At 57.1% G+C, this 18,295-nt stretch carries 18 protein-coding genes; 10 read left to right on the plus strand and 8 right to left on the minus strand.

The window, feature by feature from the left end; all coding sequences use genetic code 11:
* Positions 1-193: 193 nt before the first annotated feature.
* From purS to ACR3EQ_RS04175, 5 genes are all read left to right on the plus strand, one after another.
* Positions 194-424: a phosphoribosylformylglycinamidine synthase subunit PurS gene (gene purS, locus ACR3EQ_RS04155; RefSeq protein WP_170616903.1), complete on the plus strand. Its 231-nt coding sequence runs from the start codon at positions 194-196 to the stop codon at positions 422-424.
* Between the two features lie 32 nt (positions 425-456).
* Complete coding sequence (purQ, locus tag ACR3EQ_RS04160) at positions 457-1,125, plus strand: phosphoribosylformylglycinamidine synthase subunit PurQ (RefSeq protein WP_170616905.1); 669 nt, start codon at positions 457-459, stop codon at positions 1,123-1,125.
* 60 nt (positions 1,126-1,185) lie between these two features.
* Positions 1,186-2,940 (plus strand): ATP-binding protein, encoded by a 1,755-nt coding sequence (locus tag ACR3EQ_RS04165; RefSeq protein WP_170616907.1) that lies wholly within the window; start codon positions 1,186-1,188, stop codon positions 2,938-2,940.
* A gap of 12 nt (positions 2,941-2,952) precedes the next feature.
* A complete protein-coding gene (locus ACR3EQ_RS04170) occupies positions 2,953-4,287 on the plus strand; it encodes a sigma-54-dependent transcriptional regulator (protein WP_170616909.1) in 1,335 nt (444 codons plus the stop codon).
* A 494-nt stretch (positions 4,288-4,781) separates the two neighbouring features.
* Entirely contained in the window at positions 4,782-7,607 is a 2,826-nt protein-coding gene (locus ACR3EQ_RS04175; protein WP_170619001.1) for an Rne/Rng family ribonuclease, read from the plus strand.
* Between the two features lie 53 nt (positions 7,608-7,660).
* Here the strand turns inward: ACR3EQ_RS04175 and ACR3EQ_RS04180 are convergent, their stop codons facing one another.
* Positions 7,661-7,894: a sulfurtransferase TusA family protein gene (locus ACR3EQ_RS04180; protein WP_170615108.1), complete on the minus strand. Its 234-nt coding sequence runs from the start codon at positions 7,892-7,894 to the stop codon at positions 7,661-7,663.
* Positions 7,895-7,999: 105 nt separating this feature from the next.
* On the opposite strand from ACR3EQ_RS04180, the gene ACR3EQ_RS04185 reads away from it, so the two are divergent.
* The 4 genes from ACR3EQ_RS04185 (at position 8,000) to ACR3EQ_RS04200 (ending at position 12,318) form a co-directional block, all read left to right on the plus strand.
* Positions 8,000-8,752, plus strand: coding sequence for a cytochrome c biogenesis CcdA family protein (locus tag ACR3EQ_RS04185; RefSeq protein ID WP_170615107.1), 753 nt, complete (start codon positions 8,000-8,002; stop codon positions 8,750-8,752).
* A gap of 63 nt (positions 8,753-8,815) precedes the next feature.
* Complete coding sequence (locus ACR3EQ_RS04190; RefSeq protein ID WP_480489800.1) at positions 8,816-10,018, plus strand: hypothetical protein; 1,203 nt, start codon at positions 8,816-8,818, stop codon at positions 10,016-10,018.
* On the plus strand, positions 10,015-11,364 hold the full coding sequence (locus ACR3EQ_RS04195) for a cytochrome P450 (protein WP_170615105.1): 1,350 nt from the start codon (positions 10,015-10,017) through the stop codon (positions 11,362-11,364). Before ACR3EQ_RS04190 ends, ACR3EQ_RS04195 begins: the two co-directional genes overlap by 4 nt.
* Before the next feature lie 72 nt (positions 11,365-11,436).
* A complete protein-coding gene (locus ACR3EQ_RS04200; RefSeq protein WP_480489802.1) occupies positions 11,437-12,318 on the plus strand; it encodes a fructose bisphosphate aldolase in 882 nt (293 codons plus the stop codon).
* A 7-nt stretch (positions 12,319-12,325) separates the two neighbouring features.
* Here ACR3EQ_RS04200 and ACR3EQ_RS04205 read toward each other — a convergent pair whose 3' ends face one another.
* From ACR3EQ_RS04205 to fumC, 4 genes are read right to left on the minus strand one after another with little or no spacing between them, the layout of a single operon-like run.
* Positions 12,326-12,928 (minus strand): DNA-3-methyladenine glycosylase I, encoded by a 603-nt coding sequence (locus ACR3EQ_RS04205; RefSeq protein WP_480489804.1) that lies wholly within the window; start codon positions 12,926-12,928, stop codon positions 12,326-12,328.
* 58 nt (positions 12,929-12,986) lie between these two features.
* The gene (locus tag ACR3EQ_RS04210) at positions 12,987-13,208 is read right to left on the minus strand and encodes a ribbon-helix-helix domain-containing protein (RefSeq protein WP_480489805.1); all 222 of its coding nucleotides are present in this window, start codon (positions 13,206-13,208) and stop codon (positions 12,987-12,989) included.
* Positions 13,205-13,381 carry a DUF4169 family protein gene (locus ACR3EQ_RS04215; RefSeq protein WP_170615101.1) on the minus strand — a complete coding sequence of 59 codons (177 nt, stop codon included), beginning with the start codon at positions 13,379-13,381 and terminating at the stop codon, positions 13,205-13,207. The genes ACR3EQ_RS04210 and ACR3EQ_RS04215 overlap by 4 nt, the downstream gene beginning before the upstream one ends.
* Entirely contained in the window at positions 13,381-14,775 is a 1,395-nt protein-coding gene (gene fumC, locus ACR3EQ_RS04220; RefSeq protein ID WP_480489807.1) for a class II fumarate hydratase, read from the minus strand. The genes ACR3EQ_RS04215 and fumC overlap by 1 nt, the downstream gene beginning before the upstream one ends.
* A 255-nt stretch (positions 14,776-15,030) precedes the next feature.
* Here fumC and ACR3EQ_RS04225 point away from each other — a divergent pair, with 255 nt between their 5' ends.
* Positions 15,031-15,546 carry a hypothetical protein gene (locus tag ACR3EQ_RS04225; RefSeq protein WP_480440515.1) on the plus strand — a complete coding sequence of 172 codons (516 nt, stop codon included), beginning with the start codon at positions 15,031-15,033 and terminating at the stop codon, positions 15,544-15,546.
* A 39-nt stretch (positions 15,547-15,585) separates the two neighbouring features.
* Here the strand turns inward: ACR3EQ_RS04225 and ACR3EQ_RS04230 are convergent, their stop codons facing one another.
* The 3 genes from ACR3EQ_RS04230 to ACR3EQ_RS04240 all read right to left on the minus strand — a co-directional run bounded on the left by ACR3EQ_RS04230 (position 15,586) and on the right by ACR3EQ_RS04240 (position 18,186).
* Positions 15,586-16,044, minus strand: coding sequence for an SspB family protein (locus tag ACR3EQ_RS04230; protein ID WP_321253078.1), 459 nt, complete (start codon positions 16,042-16,044; stop codon positions 15,586-15,588).
* Between the two features lie 76 nt (positions 16,045-16,120).
* Positions 16,121-17,374, minus strand: a complete 1,254-nt coding sequence (gene chrA, locus ACR3EQ_RS04235; RefSeq protein WP_480489809.1) for a chromate efflux transporter — start codon at positions 17,372-17,374, stop codon at positions 16,121-16,123.
* On the minus strand, positions 17,374-18,186 hold the full coding sequence (locus ACR3EQ_RS04240; RefSeq protein ID WP_480489811.1) for a chromate resistance protein ChrB domain-containing protein: 813 nt from the start codon (positions 18,184-18,186) through the stop codon (positions 17,374-17,376). The genes chrA and ACR3EQ_RS04240 overlap by 1 nt, the downstream gene beginning before the upstream one ends.
* Between the last annotated feature and the right edge of the window lie 109 nt (positions 18,187-18,295).

Here is an 18,295-nt window from a genome sequence, read left to right on the forward strand (position 1 = left end):
TTGTTCAGTTCGGCATTTGCCAATCCGGCGTGTTGGAGCATGTCTGGGGTTCTTTCAAAAGGTGACAGATGCCTCTGCGTCAAACTGCATACCCCGTAGCCGCCAAGAAGGGTTGTCCAGCGCCCACAACCGCGCTATCCCCCGCGCAACGAAATGGGGCCTGGACCTTCGCCCCACAGGTGGAGTTTCGAAAATGAAAGCACGGGTGCATGTCATGCTCAAGAACGGGGTTCTGGACCCTCAGGGCGAAGCGGTGCGTCATGCATTGGGTGCCATGGGCTTTGATCAGGTCCAGGGCGTGCGTCAGGGCAAAGTGATCGATCTGGAACTTGCAGACGGCGCGACCGAGGCGGACATCACCGAGATGTGCGAAAAGCTGTTGGCTAACACGGTCATCGAACGCTACGAAATCGAACTGGTCTGAGTTTTCTCGGATCTGATCAAGGAGGGTCGGCCATGCGCGCAGCCGTAATCGTATTCCCCGGATCCAATTGCGATCGGGACCTTGCCGTTGCTTTTGAACAGGCGGGTTTCCAAGTCGAGATGGTCTGGCACAAGGATGCCACATTGCCCGAAGGCGTCGACATTGTCGGTGTGCCGGGCGGATTTTCTTACGGCGACTACCTGCGTTGCGGTGCAATTGCTGCCCAGTCGCCGATCTGCAAGGCCGTTGTCAACCACACCAAGCGTGGTGGTTACGCCATTGGCGTTTGCAATGGATTCCAGATTCTGACCGAAACCGGCATTCTGCCCGGGGCGCTTCTGCGCAATGCCGGGTTGAAATACATCTGCCGCACAGTCGGCTTGAAGGTCGAAACCAGCGACAGCGCGTTTACGCAAGGCTACAATTCGGGGGATGTGATCGGAATTCCGATTGCTCATCACGATGGAAATTACTTCGCTGATGACGCAACATTGTCGGCGCTGCGAGAGCATGACCGCATTGCGTTCACCTATGCCGAGAACCCGAACGGGTCGGTCGGCGATATTGCGGGCATTCTTTCGGAAAACCGTCGCGTTCTCGGAATGATGCCCCATCCCGAGCGGGCAGCGGACGAAGGGCACGGCGGCACCGACGGAACGGCGTTGTTCCGCGCATTGTCCGGGGTTTTGGCACCAGCGTGACTTGAGGTCGCAACGCCGGACGCGTAAATTTCACGTATGAGCTCCGACGCGCCCACGAACATGCCCAAAATCGCAAAACCGCTTCGCGGCGCGCCGCTTGGATGGCGGTTGCGGGTTGCGGTTATCGTTTTGCTGGTGGCCGCCGCAGCCACCGTGTGGGTCACAAACCGTTTACTGACAGACAGGTTTACCGAATCCACCCGCAACCGGGCTGAGTTGCGGTTGACCCTGTATTCCGGAAACCTGCTGAGCGAGCTGCGCAGAAATTCGATCGTTCCGCAGTTGCTGGCGCGCGACCCGACATTGATCGCGGCATTGCAGTCGGGCGATTTTTCCCTTTCGACCCAACGCCTGATTTCCTTCGTTGAAGAGATCGGCGCGGCCTCGTTGATGTTGCTGGACCGTGATGGTCGCTCAGTCGCCGCCACTGACCGCAATCGTCTGGGTGAGTTGCATCGCAACTCGCCGTATTTTGTCGATGCGGCGCGATCGAACTCGACGATCTTTACCGTGATCGAACGGGAATCGGGCGGCTACAGCTTTGTCTACTCCCGTCGCATGGAAGCCGGAACCGAGACCTTGGGCGTGATCGTTGTCGAGGTCGACCTGCAAAAATTCGAACGCGCCTGGGCTGGGATCTCCGATGCGGTCATGGTCGTGGACAGCACCGGCACCATCATTCTTTCGACCGAACCGCAATGGCGGGGACTGGACGAAAAGGCCGCGATGCTGCGCCAGCCTCCGCAGGGCGCGATTCAGCGCGCCATACGCGCGACCACTGACTGGACGGTCCTTCCGCCCGATGCCTATCTGCAAGGTGAGGCTGTGATGCGGATGGAGACCCGCATTCCGTTCCGTGGCTGGCAGATGACGTCCTTCACGACTTATTCCTCGATCCGGGAGAAGGTGAACAGCGTTTTGGCCCTGGAGATCATGGGCTTTGCGATTCTTCTGGCGCTGGCCTTCTATGCGCTCAGCCGACGCGCTGCTGTTCGGATGGTATCGATTCAGCGCGAGTCGGCAGAGCTTCGCGCATTGAACGCAAGGTTGCAGCGGGAAATCGCTGAGCGGGAACGGGTTGAAAAGACACTGGAAGTGGCCGAACAAACGCTGGCCCAAAGCTCGAAACTTGCCGCTTTGGGTGAGATGTCGGCCGCCGTCAGTCACGAGTTGAACCAGCCGCTGGCCGCCATGAAAACCTATCTGGCCGGCGCGCGTCTTTTGTTGCGCCGCAACCGCCCGGAAGAAGCGCTTGCAAGCTTTGGCCGCATTGACGGATTGATCGAACGGATGGGAGCGATCACGCGGCAGCTCAAGTCATATGCACGCAAGGGAGCGGACGCGTTTTCCCCTGTAAATCTTGGAGAAGCGCTGGCCTCGTCCCTGTCGATGATGGAGCCGCAACTGCGCCAGCGGCAGGTGAAGATCACACAAATTCTTCCCGAGGAGCCAGTGGTCGTGATGGGCGACCGGATGCGAATTGAACAGGTGATGGTCAACCTCTTGCGGAACGCGCTGGACGCCACCAAATCGGTGGCAGACCCGGATGTGGAAATTATCCTTGCGGCGGGCGATACTGCGGTACTGACGGTGCGCGACAACGGGTATGGTATAGAAGATATCGAGAACCTGTTTGAACCGTTCTACACCACCAAGCAGCCGGGTGACGGTGTTGGACTGGGGCTTGCCATCTCGTCGGGGATCGTGAACGACCATGGCGGACGGCTGACCGCACGCAACGGACAGCACGGTGGTGCAGTTTTCGAGATGCAGCTGCCGATACTTGGAAGCGACGGCCTTGAGGCCGCTGAATAACGAGGAATGACTATGGCACAGGCCATGAAAATCGCCATTGTGGACGACGAACAGGACATGCGCCAGTCGATCAGCCAATGGCTGGCGTTGTCAGGATATGACACCGAGACCTTTTCCAGCGCCGAAGACGCGCTCAAGGTTCTGGGTCCGGATTACCCCGGTATCGTCATTTCGGATATCAAGATGCCGGGAATGGACGGCATTCAGTTGCTGAAGAAGCTGATGGGGGCCGACAGCACGTTGCCCGTCATCATGATCACGGGCCACGGCGATGTGCCGATGGCGGTCGAGGCTATGCGGGTCGGGGCGTTCGACTTCCTTGAAAAGCCGTTCAATCCGGATCGTATGTCCGAACTGGCAAAGCGCGCCAGCAATGCGCGTCGTTTGACCCTGGATAACCGCGCACTGCGGCGCGAGTTGTCAGGTGGTACGCAGATCATGAATAAGCTGATCGGTGCCAGCCCGGTGATGGAGCGCCTGCGCGAGGATATTCTCGATTTGGGTCAGGCTGATGGTCACGTTCTGATCGATGGTGAGACCGGCACGGGCAAAACGCTGGTGGCGCATGCACTGCACGCAGTGGGCAGCCGCGCAGGCAAGAAATTCGTTCTGGTTTCCTGTGCTGCGCTTGAGGAAGAGGCGCTGTCCAAGCGTTTGTTTGGCCCGATGATGCCGGAAGACGCACAGTTGCCAGCCATCGAAGAAGCGCGCGGCGGCACGCTTGTTCTGGAGGATGTCGAAGCGTTGAGCGATACGCTGCAGGCACGTCTGCTGAGTGTCATGAACGATCAGGGTACTCCGGCCGAAACGCGGATTGTCGCGATCTCGAACCTGCAGGAAGCCGGCAAGACAAGCGAGGATGTGCTGCGTCCCGACCTGTTCTATCGTCTTGCGGCTTTGCGGATCACCATGCCGCCGTTGCGCCAGCGGGGTGAGGACATTCTGACGTTGTTCACACGTCTCAGCGAGCAATTCGCCGAAGAATATGGCTGTGATGCGCCGCAGGTCAGCGCGCAGGAGGCGGCGCAGCTATTGCAGGCTCCATGGCCCGGAAATGTGCGTCAACTGATAAACATTGCCGAACGCGCGGTTTTGCAATCTCGGCGTGGGTCTGGCACCATTGCGTCTTTGCTGATGTCTGATCATGAAGAGATGCAACCGGTGATGACGACCGAGGGCAAGCCGCTGAAAGAGTATGTCGAGGCGTTTGAACGGATGCTGATCGACAACACGATGCGCCGCCACAAAGGTTCGATTGCGTCTGTTATGGACGAATTGTGCCTGCCGCGTCGGACACTGAACGAAAAGATGGCCAAATACGGCCTGCAACGTTCTGATTACCTGTGACGTATTTCAGAGGGGGCCAGCCCCCTCTTGAGGCATTTTTGAACAGAATAAGCCGGGCGTCGGATGTGTCCGTGCGGTCAGATGCAGTTTGCCCATTGTCTTTTCCACAGGACTGCTTTTATTGTGTCCGGACGGGCAGGGCAGTTTTTGCGCTCTAAAGTCCCGAATCTTTGAGTTTCGCTGCGACGCCGCAAAAGGTGGTGCACCTTCCCGCCAGGCGACGCAGACCGATTGTGCCCCAATAGGGGCATCTGAACGCCTTAACCCGTTAAATGGCGGGTGAAAGGAATAAATGGGCAGGTAGCGGACGACCGCGCCTGTCGGAGAAGAACCGCGATGACGCGCGCGCAACGATTGAGTGACCGGGCAGGGGGCCAAAGCGCCAGACCCTGCCGCGCGCCGTCCGATATCGCCCTGACAAGACACCACCCCAAAAGCGCCTGTCCCCCCGGACGGGTAAGGACAACGCGTTTGGCGCGGTGCACCAAGGACAAATGGCTAAGAAAATGCTTATCGATGCCACCCACGCGGAGGAAACCCGCGTCGTGGTGGTCGACGGAAACAAGGTCGAGGAATTCGATTTTGAATCCGAAAACAAACGTCAGCTTGCCGGCAACATCTATCTTGCAAAAGTAACACGGGTTGAACCGTCGCTTCAGGCGGCGTTTGTGGACTACGGCGGAAACCGACACGGTTTTCTGGCGTTTTCCGAGATCCACCCGGATTACTATCAGATCCCTGTCGCCGACCGCGAAGCGCTGATGGAAGAGGAACGCGCCTACGCCGAAGCGATGAAGGCGCGGGACGAAGCCGAAGAATCAAAGCCCAAAAAGCGCCGGTCCCGTTCGCGGACCAAGGCGGCGGATGTGAAATCCGACGATGCCGTCGAGAGCATCGAGGTTTCGTCCGAACCCACGGGCATGGAAACGATCGATCTTGATGAAGGTGAAGAGGCGGCTGATCTGGCCGTTCCCGAAGGAACCTCTCCGGTTGAGCTTGTTGGCGAAACCCCGGTTGAAGAACCCGTTGACGATGCTGACGCGCCCGAGGAGGCGGAAGGCGCGGCTGAGGATGCCGGGCAAGAACCTGAGGCTGAACCCGTCGACACAGCAGACCAGGAAGAATCAATTGAGGCCAAGCCGGAAGATGGATCGGAAGCCGTTGCATCTGAAGAAGTGGCCAGCGAGGCAGACGCCGTAGCTTCCGAGCTTGAAGAAGCGGTCGAGGACGACGCCGAGGACGACAGGGCAGGCGCCGAGGACGCGGATGATTCCGAAGCTTTGCTGGATGCCTCCACCAAAGATGAAACGATCGAGTCCGTGGCGGATGAAGATGACAGCGAGGATATCCGCCCGCCGCGCAAACCGCGCCCGCGTCGGTATAAGATTCAGGAAGTCATCAAGGTTCGCCAGGTTCTGCTGGTTCAGGTCGTCAAGGAAGAACGGGGCAACAAGGGTGCCGCTCTGACCACGTATCTGTCTCTGGCTGGGCGCTACTGTGTACTGATGCCAAACACCGCCCGTGGCGGCGGGATCAGCCGCAAGATCACCAATGCGCCAGACCGGAAGAAGCTAAAGGAAATCGCGGCAGAAATCGACGTGCCGACGGGTGCGGGGCTGATCATCCGTACCGCGGGCGCCAAGCGAACCAAATCCGAAATCAAACGGGACTATGAATACCTTCAGCGCCTGTGGGAACAGATCCGGGAACTGACACTTCAGTCCATCGCGCCAGCGAAGATTTACGAAGAAGGCGACCTGATCAAACGCTCGATCCGTGACCTCTATAATCGCGATATCGATGAGGTTCTGGTCGAGGGCGAGGGCGGGTATCGCATCGCCAAGGACTTCATGAAGATGATCATGCCGTCACACGCCAAAAACGTGAGAAGGTATGAAGACGCGCTGCCGTTATTCGCGCGCTACCAAGTTGAAAGCTACCTGGCGGGGATGTTCAACCCGACCGTGCAGCTAAAATCGGGTGGCTACATCGTCATTGGCGTCACCGAGGCACTGGTTGCGATTGACGTGAACTCGGGTCGCGCCACCAAGGAAGGCTCGATCGAGGAAACCGCTCTCAAGACGAACCTTGAAGCTGCCGAAGAGGTGGCGCGCCAGTTGCGTCTGCGCGATTTGGCTGGTTTGATCGTGATCGACTTCATCGACATGGACGAGCGGAAGAACAACGCCTCTGTCGAAAAGCGTCTGAAAGAGAAGCTGAAGACAGATCGGGCCCGCATTCAGGTTGGCCGGATCTCGGGCTTTGGTCTGTTGGAGATGAGCCGTCAGCGGCTGCGGCCGGGTATGCTGGAGGCGACAACGCAACCTTGCCCGGCCTGCCATGGTACGGGACTGATCCGCTCGGACGACAACATGGCGCTGACCATTCTGCGCCAGATTGAAGAAGAAGGCACTCGCCGCCGCTCGCGCGAGGTGCTGGTTCGGTGCCCGGTCAGCATCGCTAACTTCCTGATGAACCAGAAACGCGAACATATCGCCCAGATTGAATCGCGTTATGGGCTGTCGGTTCGCATCGAAGGCGATGTGCATCTGGTTAGCCCGGATTTCTCGTTGGAGAAGTTCAAGACCGCCAGCCGGATCGTTCCCGAGGCAACGGCACCTGTCGTTTCCGTTGATGCGTCACTGATGGATCTGGTCGATGCAACAGATGAGGATCAGCCGGAAGAAGAAACGGTGCAGGCCGAAGACGAAAGCAAGCCAAAACGCAAGCGTCGCCGCCGTCGCCGGAAAAAGAACAACGGAGTATCGGACACCCAAGAGGCGGCGTCTGATGACAACGATGCACCAACGGAAACAACTGAGGTTGCGGCTGCTGATGTCGAAACCCAGGATGCAAGTGTGTCCGAGGGTGAGGATGAAAGCGAAAAGCCGGAACCCAAGCCCAAGAAACGTCGCGCACCTCGTCGCCGCAAAAAAGACGCCGAGGCCGAGGTTGCTGCAGAAGCACCAGTAGAGGCACCCGAGGCTCTGGCTGATCAACCGGTTTCGGAAGATACTGCGGATGAGCCGCAGGAAGCTGAGGGAAAAGTGGAGACTGCTGCGGCTGAACCTGAGGCGGGCGCGGAAGAAGAAACCTCAGAGCCGCAGGTGGACGAAACAGCGCAAGAGGAACCTGTCGTTCCGGAGGAGCCGAAGGCCGAACCGGTAGCAGCGCAAGACGTTTCTGAACCCGTTGTTGAGGAGCCCGTGCAAGCTGCCGAGGAAACTCCGGAACCTGTTCTGGAAACCGTGGTCGAAGAACGTGAACCCGCCCAGCCACCAAAGCCCAAGCGGCGCGGATGGTGGTCGTTGGGCCAATAATACGGAAGGCGGGCACAATGCCCGCCTTTTTAATTTACGGCATGATCTCAAATTCAGGCCGATTTCCGGATCAGATAAACCTGGTGTCCGTCGATTTCCTGCTGCGACAGCAGGCTGTGTCCGCTTTCCGCACAGAAATGGGGGACATCGATGATTGCAGCGGGATCGTCGGCCAACATGCGCAACACAGCACCCGCCGGCATGGATTTCAGACGTTTGCGCGCTTTGAGCACGGGCAACGGGCACAACAGCCCCAAGGCATCAAGGGTTTCGGTCGGTTCAGACATATCGTTCAGATATTTCCACTTTGTCACGGTGTCCAGCAGGCAAGCACGAGGATGTGACCGAATGGCCTCGTGACGCCGCCGGTTTCATACCCTATGTGCTGTTTCATGTTCGGAATTGAAATCATCGATGCGGGACTTTTGCCTGCCATGTTCATCGCCATGATCGGCGGGTTGATCAGTTTTCTGTCACCCTGCGTTTTGCCGATCGTTCCGCCGTATCTGGCGTATATGAGTGGTGTGACCATCAACGAGATGCAGGATGAAACCAAAGCCCGCCGCAAGGCAACGCTGGCGGCCCTGTTTTTTGTCATGGGCCTGTCGACGGTGTTTTTGCTGTTGGGCTTCACAGCTTCAGCTTTTGGCGCCTTTGTTCTGACCAATCAGGTACTGTTCGCCAAGTTGTCTGGCGCGGTTGTCATCGTGTTCGGGCTTCACTTTCTGAACGTATTCCGCATTCCGATCCTCGACCGCGAGGCGCGCATGGAAACCGGCGATTCCAGCGGGTCCGTGTTCGGAGCCTACATTCTGGGCCTTGCGTTTGCATTCGGCTGGACGCCCTGTATCGGACCGCAATTGGGGGCTATTCTGTCGCTGGCCGCGTCTGAGGCTTCGGTGGCCCGGGGAACATTCCTGCTGGGTATATACGCCGCAGGGCTTGGAATTCCGTTCCTTCTGGCCGCTATGTTCCTGAACCGGTCAATGTCGGTCATGAACCGCATCAAGCCCTATATGGGTACGATTGAAAAGGCGATGGGCGGGCTTCTTCTGTTTGTCGGTATCATGTTGATAACCGGCCTTTTCACCGAGTTCAGTTGGTGGCTGCTGGAAACCTTTCCTGCGCTGGCGACGCTGGGCTGATTTTCCGATCCATCTTACCTTGGCCGTAATGCTGCGCTAACCTGCGTCGCAGAAGGTACGAGCATGAGCAGTCAGAAAAACCAGTCGCAGGTGCGCAAGCGCCGGGTGTTCTACATTCCGGGATACGATCCCATTCACCCGCGCCGATATCGCGAGCTTTATCGGAAGGAAGGGCGCGCACAGGGCGAAATTTCCGGCTATGACATTTCGTTGTCGGCCCGAACGAATGACGGTCCATATGGCTGGCATGTTTCCTCATGTCAGGACGGGCTTGCGGTCGATACCGATTTTGAAGTTCTGGTTTGGTCAGACATTGTCCGCGACAGCATGGATACCTCGATAGCCGCGACTTATCTTCAATTGGCGCGGACGGTCTGGATCTACCTGTCCACGGGGGCAATTTGGCGCCTGATGCGCTTGCGCAAAGGCCCGGTAATTGCAGCGCTTTACCCGGTGGGCATGTTGCTGGCGCAATTGATGGCGGCTTTTGGCGTGGTCTGGGCTGGTTTTACCTTGCTGGGTTGGCCCGGTCTGGCAGCGGGGCTTTTGGTGGCGCTTGTATTGCTGCGCTGGTTTCGAAAAATCGATAATCGGCTGTTGGCCTATTACCTGATGCATGACTACGCCTACTCCTCGCGCGAATGGGGCGGTGTGTCGCCGGAAATGCAATCTCGAATGCGCCAGTTTGTTGAACTGATCGGGCAAGCTATGGAAACAGAAGTGGACGAGGTTCTGGTGGTCGGGCACAGCTCGGGCGCGCATCTGGGCGTATCGGTTCTGGCCGACCTATTGCGGTCAGAACCCGTGTCCGAAGACGGACCTGTGTTATCCTTTCTGACATTGGGGCAGGTGGTCCCTATGGTGTCCTTTCTGCCCGATGCCCATCAGTTGCGCAGTGATCTACAATTCATGTCGTCCAGGACAGACCTGACTTGGATCGATGTCTCGGCCCCGGGCGACGGCTGCGCATTTGCCTTGTGCGATCCTGTGTGCGTCAGCGGCGTCGCCGGATCTGATAAGCGCTGGCCTCTGGTTCTGTCTGCTGCGTTCACGCAAACCCTTTCAGCAGACCGTTGGAAGGCATTACGCTGGCGTTTTTTTCGACTGCATTTTCAATATCTCTGCGCCTTCGACCAGCCCGGCGATTATGACTATTTCCGCATCACTGCCGGGCCACTGACATTGGGGGATCGGTTTCGCAACCGGGCACCATCGCGTTCGCGGATCGAAGAGGCGGTGTCAGGTTACACGTCGGTGCACTCGTGACCCCGCCAAAACCCGTCTCTCGTCCCGACAAGGTGTCTTTGTGGCGCTATCTGAAGCTCTTTCGTCAGGATATCCTCTCGGCACAACCGCAACGCTTGTATCGGGCCTGGATGGCCGAGTTCAGGACGCCGTTCTTTCGGTCTTACATGATCAATCAGCCTGAACTCATTGATTTGGTGCTGAAACAACGCCCCGACGATTTTCCGAAATCCGGCCGGATCAGCGAGGGATTGCGCCCGCTGCTGGGCGACTCCGTTTTCCTGACCAATGGCGAAACCTGGAAACGCCAACGCCGCATCATTGATCCGGCGTTTGAGGGGGGGCGGTTGAAGGATACGTTTCCGGCCATGTATGCAGCGGCGCAGGCCAGTGTTGACCGACTGCGAACGCGCGTCGGCCAGGACATCGAATGCGAAGAAGTCACCAGCCACGTTGCCGCAGATGTCATCTTTCGTACTTTGTTCTCGGTTCCGATCGAACACACCGTGGCGACACAGGTGTTTGACAAGTTTCGCACCTATCAGCGGGAACAACCGCTGCTAAACCTTGCGGCCTTTGTACCTGTCCCTAGCTGGGTGCCCCGGTTTCATTCCCGCAAGACCCGAAGGACAGCGCGGGAAATCAGGGACCTGATTGCGCGCCTCACGGACGAGCGGGCGGAGGCAATAGCCCTGGGGAAAGCACCCGATGACCTTGCAACAAAGATCATGACCACGCCAGACCCGGAAACAGGGCGTTGTTTCGGGACGCAGGAGATGATCGACCAGGTGGCCATCTTCTTTCTGGCCGGGCACGAAACCAGCGCCTCGGCACTGGCCTGGGCACTTTATCTGATGGCGTTGTATCCGGAATGGCAGGATAAGGTCGCGGCAGAGGCGACGGCATTGGACGATCCTTCATTTGCCGCCGTTTCAGGCTTGAAGCTCAGTCGCAGTGTGTTTCGCGAGACCCTGCGCCTTTATCCACCCGTGCCCATGATGGTGCGAGAAGCCACCTGTCCCGAGCGTTTCAGAGATCGGGATGTCCCGCAGGGATCGCAAATTGTTATCAGCCCGTGGCATTTGCACCGTCATGAGCGCCTGTGGGAAAACCCGGATGCCTTTGATCCAGCGCGGTGGGAGACGGAAAACGGCAAGACCTGCCAGCGGAACGCCTTCATTCCCTTCTCCGCCGGATCGCGGGTTTGTACCGGGGCAGGGTTTGCGATGATTGAAGGGCCGCTGATCCTGTCGATGCTAATAAAGCACTATCGGTTTGAGCCAGTGACCGGACGCGATCCTGTTCCGGTCGCGCATCTGACGGTTCGCTCGAAAGACGGGATATGGCTGCGGCTGGTTGAGCGCTAACAAACTACCATCGGTCAACGCCTTGTTGTATGCGATGGAAAACACGGAATCATTATTGAACGGGAAACAGATATGTCCAAAGCAGAACAGCGCGCGCAAATGTCCGACGGTGCAGGTTTCATCGCGGCACTGGATCAAAGCGGCGGTTCTACACCCAAGGCGCTGGCGCTTTATGGTGTTGAAGCCTCGGACTACACCTCGGAAGAAGAGATGTTCGGAGAAATCCAGAAGATGCGCGCACGCATCATTCTGGCAGACGACTTCACCAAAGCTAAGGTGATTGGCGCTATCCTGTTCGAACGCACCCTGAACGAGGAAATCGAAGGCCGCAAAGTCGCCGATTTTCTGTGGTCGGCCAAGGGCATCGTTCCATTTCTGAAAATCGACAAGGGACTGGAGGATCAGGCCAACGGCGTTCAGATGATGAAACCGATCCCCGGTCTGGCAGAAACGCTGGCCAAGGCTGATGGTGTCTTTGGAACAAAAGAACGCTCGGTCATTCACGAGGCCAACGCAGAAGGTATTGCCGCTGTTGTGGCTCAACAGTTTGACGTCGCACGCGAGGTGATCAGCGCGGGTATGGTCCCGATTGTCGAACCCGAGGTGAACATCCATTCGGAAACCAAGGCCGAGGCTGAGAGCATCCTGAAAGCCGAGATCCTCAAGAATCTGGACCAGTTGGCCGAGGGCCAGGACGTCATGCTAAAGCTGACGATCCCAAGCGAAGCCAATCTGTATGACGAAGTGGCAGATCACCCGCGGGTTCTGCGGGTTGTGGCCCTGTCAGGCGGCTATTCCACAAAACAGGCCTGCGACCTGTTGAACCAGAATGGAAAGATGATCGCTTCCTTCTCGCGCGCGCTGACCGAAGGTCTCTCAAAACAGCAGTCCGATGCCGACTTCAACGCGGCCCTGGGCGGCAATATCGACAAGATCTATCAGGCTTCGGTCTGACTCGTATCTAATTCGGCTTCTTGAAATCGCGGCGCATTTGCGCCGCTTTTTCACGCATGATGCAGCCTTCGGCGTGATCGTTGACCAACCCCATAGCCTGCATGAACGCGAAAACGGTGGTGGGGCCCACGAACTTCCATCCGCGCTTCTTCAGGTCTTTCGACATTGCGACCGATTCCGGTGATGTAGAGACGGTTTGTGGCGGTATGGGAGTTTCAGCCTCATACCGCCAGACATACGCGGCCAGAGAACCCTCAACCTTGATCAGTTCCTGTGCGCGGCGGGCGTTGTTGATGACAGCCTCGATTTTGCCGCGGTGCCGGATGATGCCCGCATTCTGCAAAAGGCGTTCAACATCTGCTTCAGTAAACTCTGCCATCCTGTTGAAATCAAAGCCGCAAAACGCTTCCCGAAAATTTTCGCGCTTTGACAGGATGGTTCGCCAACTCAGTCCCGACTGAAAGCTCTCAAGGCACAATTTCTCGAATAGACGCTGGTCGTCTGAGACCGGATAGCCCCATTCCTGATCATGATATTCAAAGAACTCTGGCGCGGCCTGACACCAGGCGCAGCGCTGTTGACCGTCAGGCCCGGTGATCGTTTTGCTCATGTCTGTACCTATTTTGTTCCAAATCAAGGTACACTTGGCTGCCAGACCTTTACAAGCCTCAATCCCGGTTGCGATACCAGTTCAGAACAAAGACTCGAATGGCGGAAGCCAAACCTGTTTCAGGATCGCGAGCCGCATCAATTTCCGCCGCCAAGGAATTGATCGGCTTATATTTTTCCCGTGCGATGTCACGGAACGCGCGCCAGAATTCGTCTTCCAAAGAAACCGAAGTGCGGTGTCCCTGAAGAGTCAGCGAGCGTTTGACCGGGCGGCCACTCATTCCTTCAGCTCGTGATTGTCGAGGTCACGCTTCTGTTTGTCTTGTCGAAGCCTGACAACCTCTTTTTCGGCCTTGGTTTGTCCAAAAGCCACAGCGTTTTGATCTGCGCGGGCCTTCTTTTCAGCCCGCGCTTTCTGTTTTCGGTACCGGTTCAAATTTACCGGCTTGCCCATCAGTCTTTCGGGCCAATCATCTGTTCAGGGCGCACCACTGCGTCGAAAGTGGCCTCATCCACAAAGCCAAGTGCGATGGCTTCTTCCTTGAGGGTGGTACCGTTCTTGTGGGCAGTCTTGGCAACGGTCGTGGCATTGTCATAACCGATGGTCGGCGCAAGCGCAGTGACCAGCATCAGCGATTCCGTCATCAGCTTTTCGATGCGCGACTCGTTGGCCTTGATGCCCAGCAGCATCCGTTCGGTAAAGCTGTCAGCGGCGTCGCCGAGCAATTGAATGGATTGCAACAGATTGTAGGACATCATCGGGTTGTAGACGTTCAGCTCGAAATGACCCTGGCTGCCAGCGAACTTGATTGCGGCGTCGTTACCCATGACATGGGCGGCCACCTGCGTCAGCGCCTCGGCCTGGGTCGGGTTTACCTTGCCCGGCATGATCGACGAACCCGGTTCGTTTTCCGGCAGGATCAGTTCGCCCAGCCCCGACCGGGGACCGGAGCCCAGAAAGCGGATGTCGTTGGCGATCTTGTAGCAACTACCGGCAATCGTGGCCAAAGCCCCCGACAGGAACACCATCGCGTCATGCGCGGCCAGTGCCTCGAATTTGTTGGGTGCCGTGACAAAGGGCAGGTCGGTGATTTCGGCCATGTTTGCGGCAACCGCCTGGTCCCAACCGTGCTGTGTGTTCAGACCGGTACCAACAGCGGTACCACCTTGCGCCAATTCATAAATGCCGGGCATTGCGGCATGCACACGGGAAATTCCCTGACGAATCTGATGGGCGTACCCGCCAAACTCCTGACCCAGGGTCAGGGGCGTCGCATCCTGCGTATGCGTGCGTCCGATCTTGATGATGTCCTTGAATTCCTCGGCCTTCTGCTCGAGCCCGGAAGCCAGCTTTTCAAGACCCGGCAGCAGGACGTCACGAACGCTCATTGCTGTTGCGATGTGCATCGCAGTGGGGAAGGTATCGTTGGATGACTGCCCCATGTTGCAGTGATCGTTCGGATGCACTGGCTCTTTCGATCCGATAACGCCACCCAGAATCTCGATGGCGCGGTTCGCGATGACCTCGTTCGAGTTCATGTTCGACTGGGTGCCGGATCCGGTTTGCCAAACGACCAGAGGGAAGTTGTCATCAAACTTGCCCTCGATCACTTCTCCGGCCGCCTGAATGACCGCATCCGCAATTTTTGCTTCCAGCTTGCCGGTGGCCTTGTTCTGCATCGCGCAAGCTTTTTTGATCACACCCAGCGCGCGAACGATGGCAACCGGCTGCTTTTCCCACCCGATCGGGAAGTTCATGATCGAACGCTGAGTCTGAGCGCCCCAATACTTGTCAGCGGGCACTTCCAACGGGCCAAAACTGTCGGATTCGGTGCGGGTCTGAGACATCTGTCACTCCGTCGTGTATGCAATTGTATGCCGTTTAGCGCCAAGCGGGTTGCAACGCAATCGGCCAGTTGCGCGCACCTTAAACTCAAGGGTGACAAAGGTATAGGCAGAGAGCAGCGACAATTTTGTTGCCAACGGGCGCATCCGTCCCATTGTGCCCGCGTCATGCTGAGCTACAATATAAGCATTATTGCGATGGAGGATCTGATGCACGTTTCCCGCACGACATTTTCCCCGACACTTGTCGCAATAGTGATGTGTGCATTTGCGTGGGTGCTTGTCTCCAGCCATCCGGCGCAGGCGTCCAGCATCGCGCCGTTTTTGGGTGATTATACTGGGTCAGCCAATCTCGTGGACGAAGACGGGAGCGAGACGCCCAGAGACATGAGCGTTTCAATTCACGAAACCGACAACGGCTTTAATGTGAGTTGGACAACGACAACCTACAAGGCTGACGGGCGGATCAAGGAACAGAAATTCTCGATCGACTTTCAACCGTCGGACCGGCCAGACGTGTTTTCTGCTGCGATGAAACGCAACGTGTTTGGGCACGAGGTTCCCCTGGACCCCATGAAAGGAGAGCCATTTGTCTGGGGGCGTATTGATGGTGAAACGCTGACGGTGTTTTCCCTATTTATCTCGGAAACCGGTGGGTACGAATTGCAGCAATTTGACCGAACACTGGCCGAAGGCGGGTTGAACCTGTCGTTTTCGCGGTTTCGCGATGGGGTAAAATCCCGCTCGGTGGAAACGTTTCTGAAAAAAGAATAACCCCGCTCAAGGCGGGGTCTGTTTCAAGCGGAAGCTTGGCTATTTCCGGAAACTGTCCAGGGAAACCACATCCGCGTCATGCGGTTCATCCGGTTCTTCGACCTCGATGATTTCTTCGATATCTTCGTCCGTTTCTTCCTCGTCTTCCGGACTTTCGAAACGCAGCCCGAATTCGACTGAGGGATCAACAAATGTCTTGATGGCCGTGTACGGAATATAAAGCGGTTCAGGCGCATCACCAAAATTCAAAGTGATGGAAAACCCCGCATCGCCCACTTCAAGGTTTTCGAACCAATGCTGCATTACGATCGTCATTTCCTGCGGATAGCGTTGGCGCAACCAATCGGCCAGTTCAACACCATCATGCCGGGTATCGAAGGTGATGAAAAAGTGGTGCGCACCTGGCAGTCCATGTTCCGAAACGCCGGTCAAAACCGTTTTGATCAGACCGCGCATGGCGGTGTGCATCAGGTTTCCATAGTCGATGTCTTGCGACATGTGTCATCCTCAAAAGTGGTAGTGTCTAGCATAGGGGATTTCAAAGGAAACGAAAGGCCGCGTTACACCTGATTGTTCATAGGAGGTTCAGTAAAATTCCGGCGCTGGCCATCAGACCCAAAGTCGGAACCATCCATATTTTTAGGCGGAAAACCAACACTCCGGCAGCTAACGTCAGTATCAAAGCGGCGACGTCCAAAGTCGAAATATCGGGTACGGGAATTGATACAGGACCCAGAGTTCTTTCCGGAACTTGTCCAAATAGAACATTGAGGGCGAACCACAAGGATAGGTTGAGAATCACCCCTACAACCGCAGCGGTAATCCCGTGCAGAGCCGCAGACAGGCGCGGGCGGGCCGCCAGTTGATCCAGGAACGGCGCGGCAAGAAAAATCCACAGAAAGCAGGGAACAAACGTGGCCCAAAGGGCCACGGCACCCGCCGCGATAGCCATGGATGCGCCCCCAGACAACTGACCCGTCAACATGGCCACGAATTGAGTCACCAAAATCAATGGGCCCGGTGTCGTTTCAGCCAGCCCAAGCGCATCGATCATCTGATCCGTGCTGATCCATTGATATGTATCGACGACTGTTTGCGTCATGTATGCCAGAACGGCATAGGCACCACCAAAAGTCACAACTGCGAGGCGCGCAAAGAACCACCCCAGATCGCTGAGAAGTTGCTGCCCCGTCAGGGTCAGAACTGCCAAGGGCCCAAGCCAGAGGGCCAGCCAAATCACCGCAGTTCTGATCGGACGGAACATGGTCAGGGCAGCTGGCGCGGGTGTCAAAGGGTGCTGACCTTTGAAGGTCGCGAAGCCCCAGAGAGCGGCTGCAAATATGATAAGTGGAAACGGCAGGTTAAGTGCGAAAATTGCCAGAAAGCCCAGCAATGCAAGGATGCGATGTTCGGCATCGGACAGAGCCTTTCGCGACAGGTTACGCAAAGCCTGCAGGACGATGACGATTACAGTCGCCTTGATGCCCACAAACCCGGCCTGTACAACCTGAAGTTCTCCAAAGGCGACATAAAGACCAACCAGAACCGCAATGATGATGGCGCCAGGTATGACGAAAAGGCCACCCGCGATCAATCCGCCAAGCACACCGCGCAGGCGCCAGCCGGCATAGGTTGCAAGCTGCATCGCCTCGGGCCCCGGTAGCAACATGCATAAGGACAAAGCGCGCAAATAGCTTTGTTCGTCCAGCCATGGTCTGCGTTCGACCAGTTCCTGATGCATAAGTGAAATCTGTGCTGCGGGACCACCAAACGACAGCAGCCCAATCCGGCCGAAAACCCGGATCAAATTGGAATAGTCGGGTGTCATTATTTTTGCTCGCCGGGCCAGTTATGGCCTTCTTCATACCCGTCCCGGGCCCAGCGGTACAGCGCATCATACAGTGCAAGGCCAGCCGACAGGTTCTCATGATCATCCCGGTATTGGCGGGACAGGCCAACGGAAAGAGCGAGCAGACCGGCCGCCTCGGGTGCGAGACAGTGACGATCTGTGTCCGCCGCCCGGACAACAGTCGCCATCCGGTCAAGCGCGGACGTGTGAAGGTCGAACTTGTCCAGCATTGTGTCAAAGGTGCATTTGTCCCCGTCATGGCCCCAGACCGTGTTTTCAATATCAAATGGGGTGGCACTGAATATTCTGGCCGCTTCCTTCACTTCCGACGGCGCGACAAACAGAAAACGCGCGTTGGGGTCGACAAAACGCCGGATCAGCCAAGGGCATGCGATGCGGTCTATTTTGGGCCTGTGTCGGGTCACCCAAAGCGTCCGATTGTCAACCAGGGGCGGAATAGCGGAGTAGGGGACGCTTGGCGCCCCCGGCGTATCGCGCCAAGCCTGTATACCGCCCTCCAGAAACTCGGCCTGTTGTCCTTCGCTGCGCAGCCACGAAACTACGCCCTGGCTCAGCTTTTTGCCTTTTGGGCAAATGATTACACTGGAGCGCCCATCGATCGTCGCCATAAGGCCCTGCATGTCTGACGCGGAATGCCGTACTGAACCCGGAATCAGGACCGGATCCGCTGCAAAGTCTTCCTCGAGGCAGATATCCACCAAAACCGGCGCTGTCGGTGTTCCGATCAGTCGCAGCAGTTGTTTGGAGGTGATGGAATTTGGCGCAGCCATGGCATGTCTCCTGTCGCGTTCGGATACATGCGAAACTTGGGCTGACGCCTCACGGGGCGTTCGCAATGTTACCCCATACCCTTTGCTAACGTGGAACGGCTTTCATGGT

The sequence above is a fragment of the Ruegeria sp. AN11 genome, assembly GCF_056536005.1.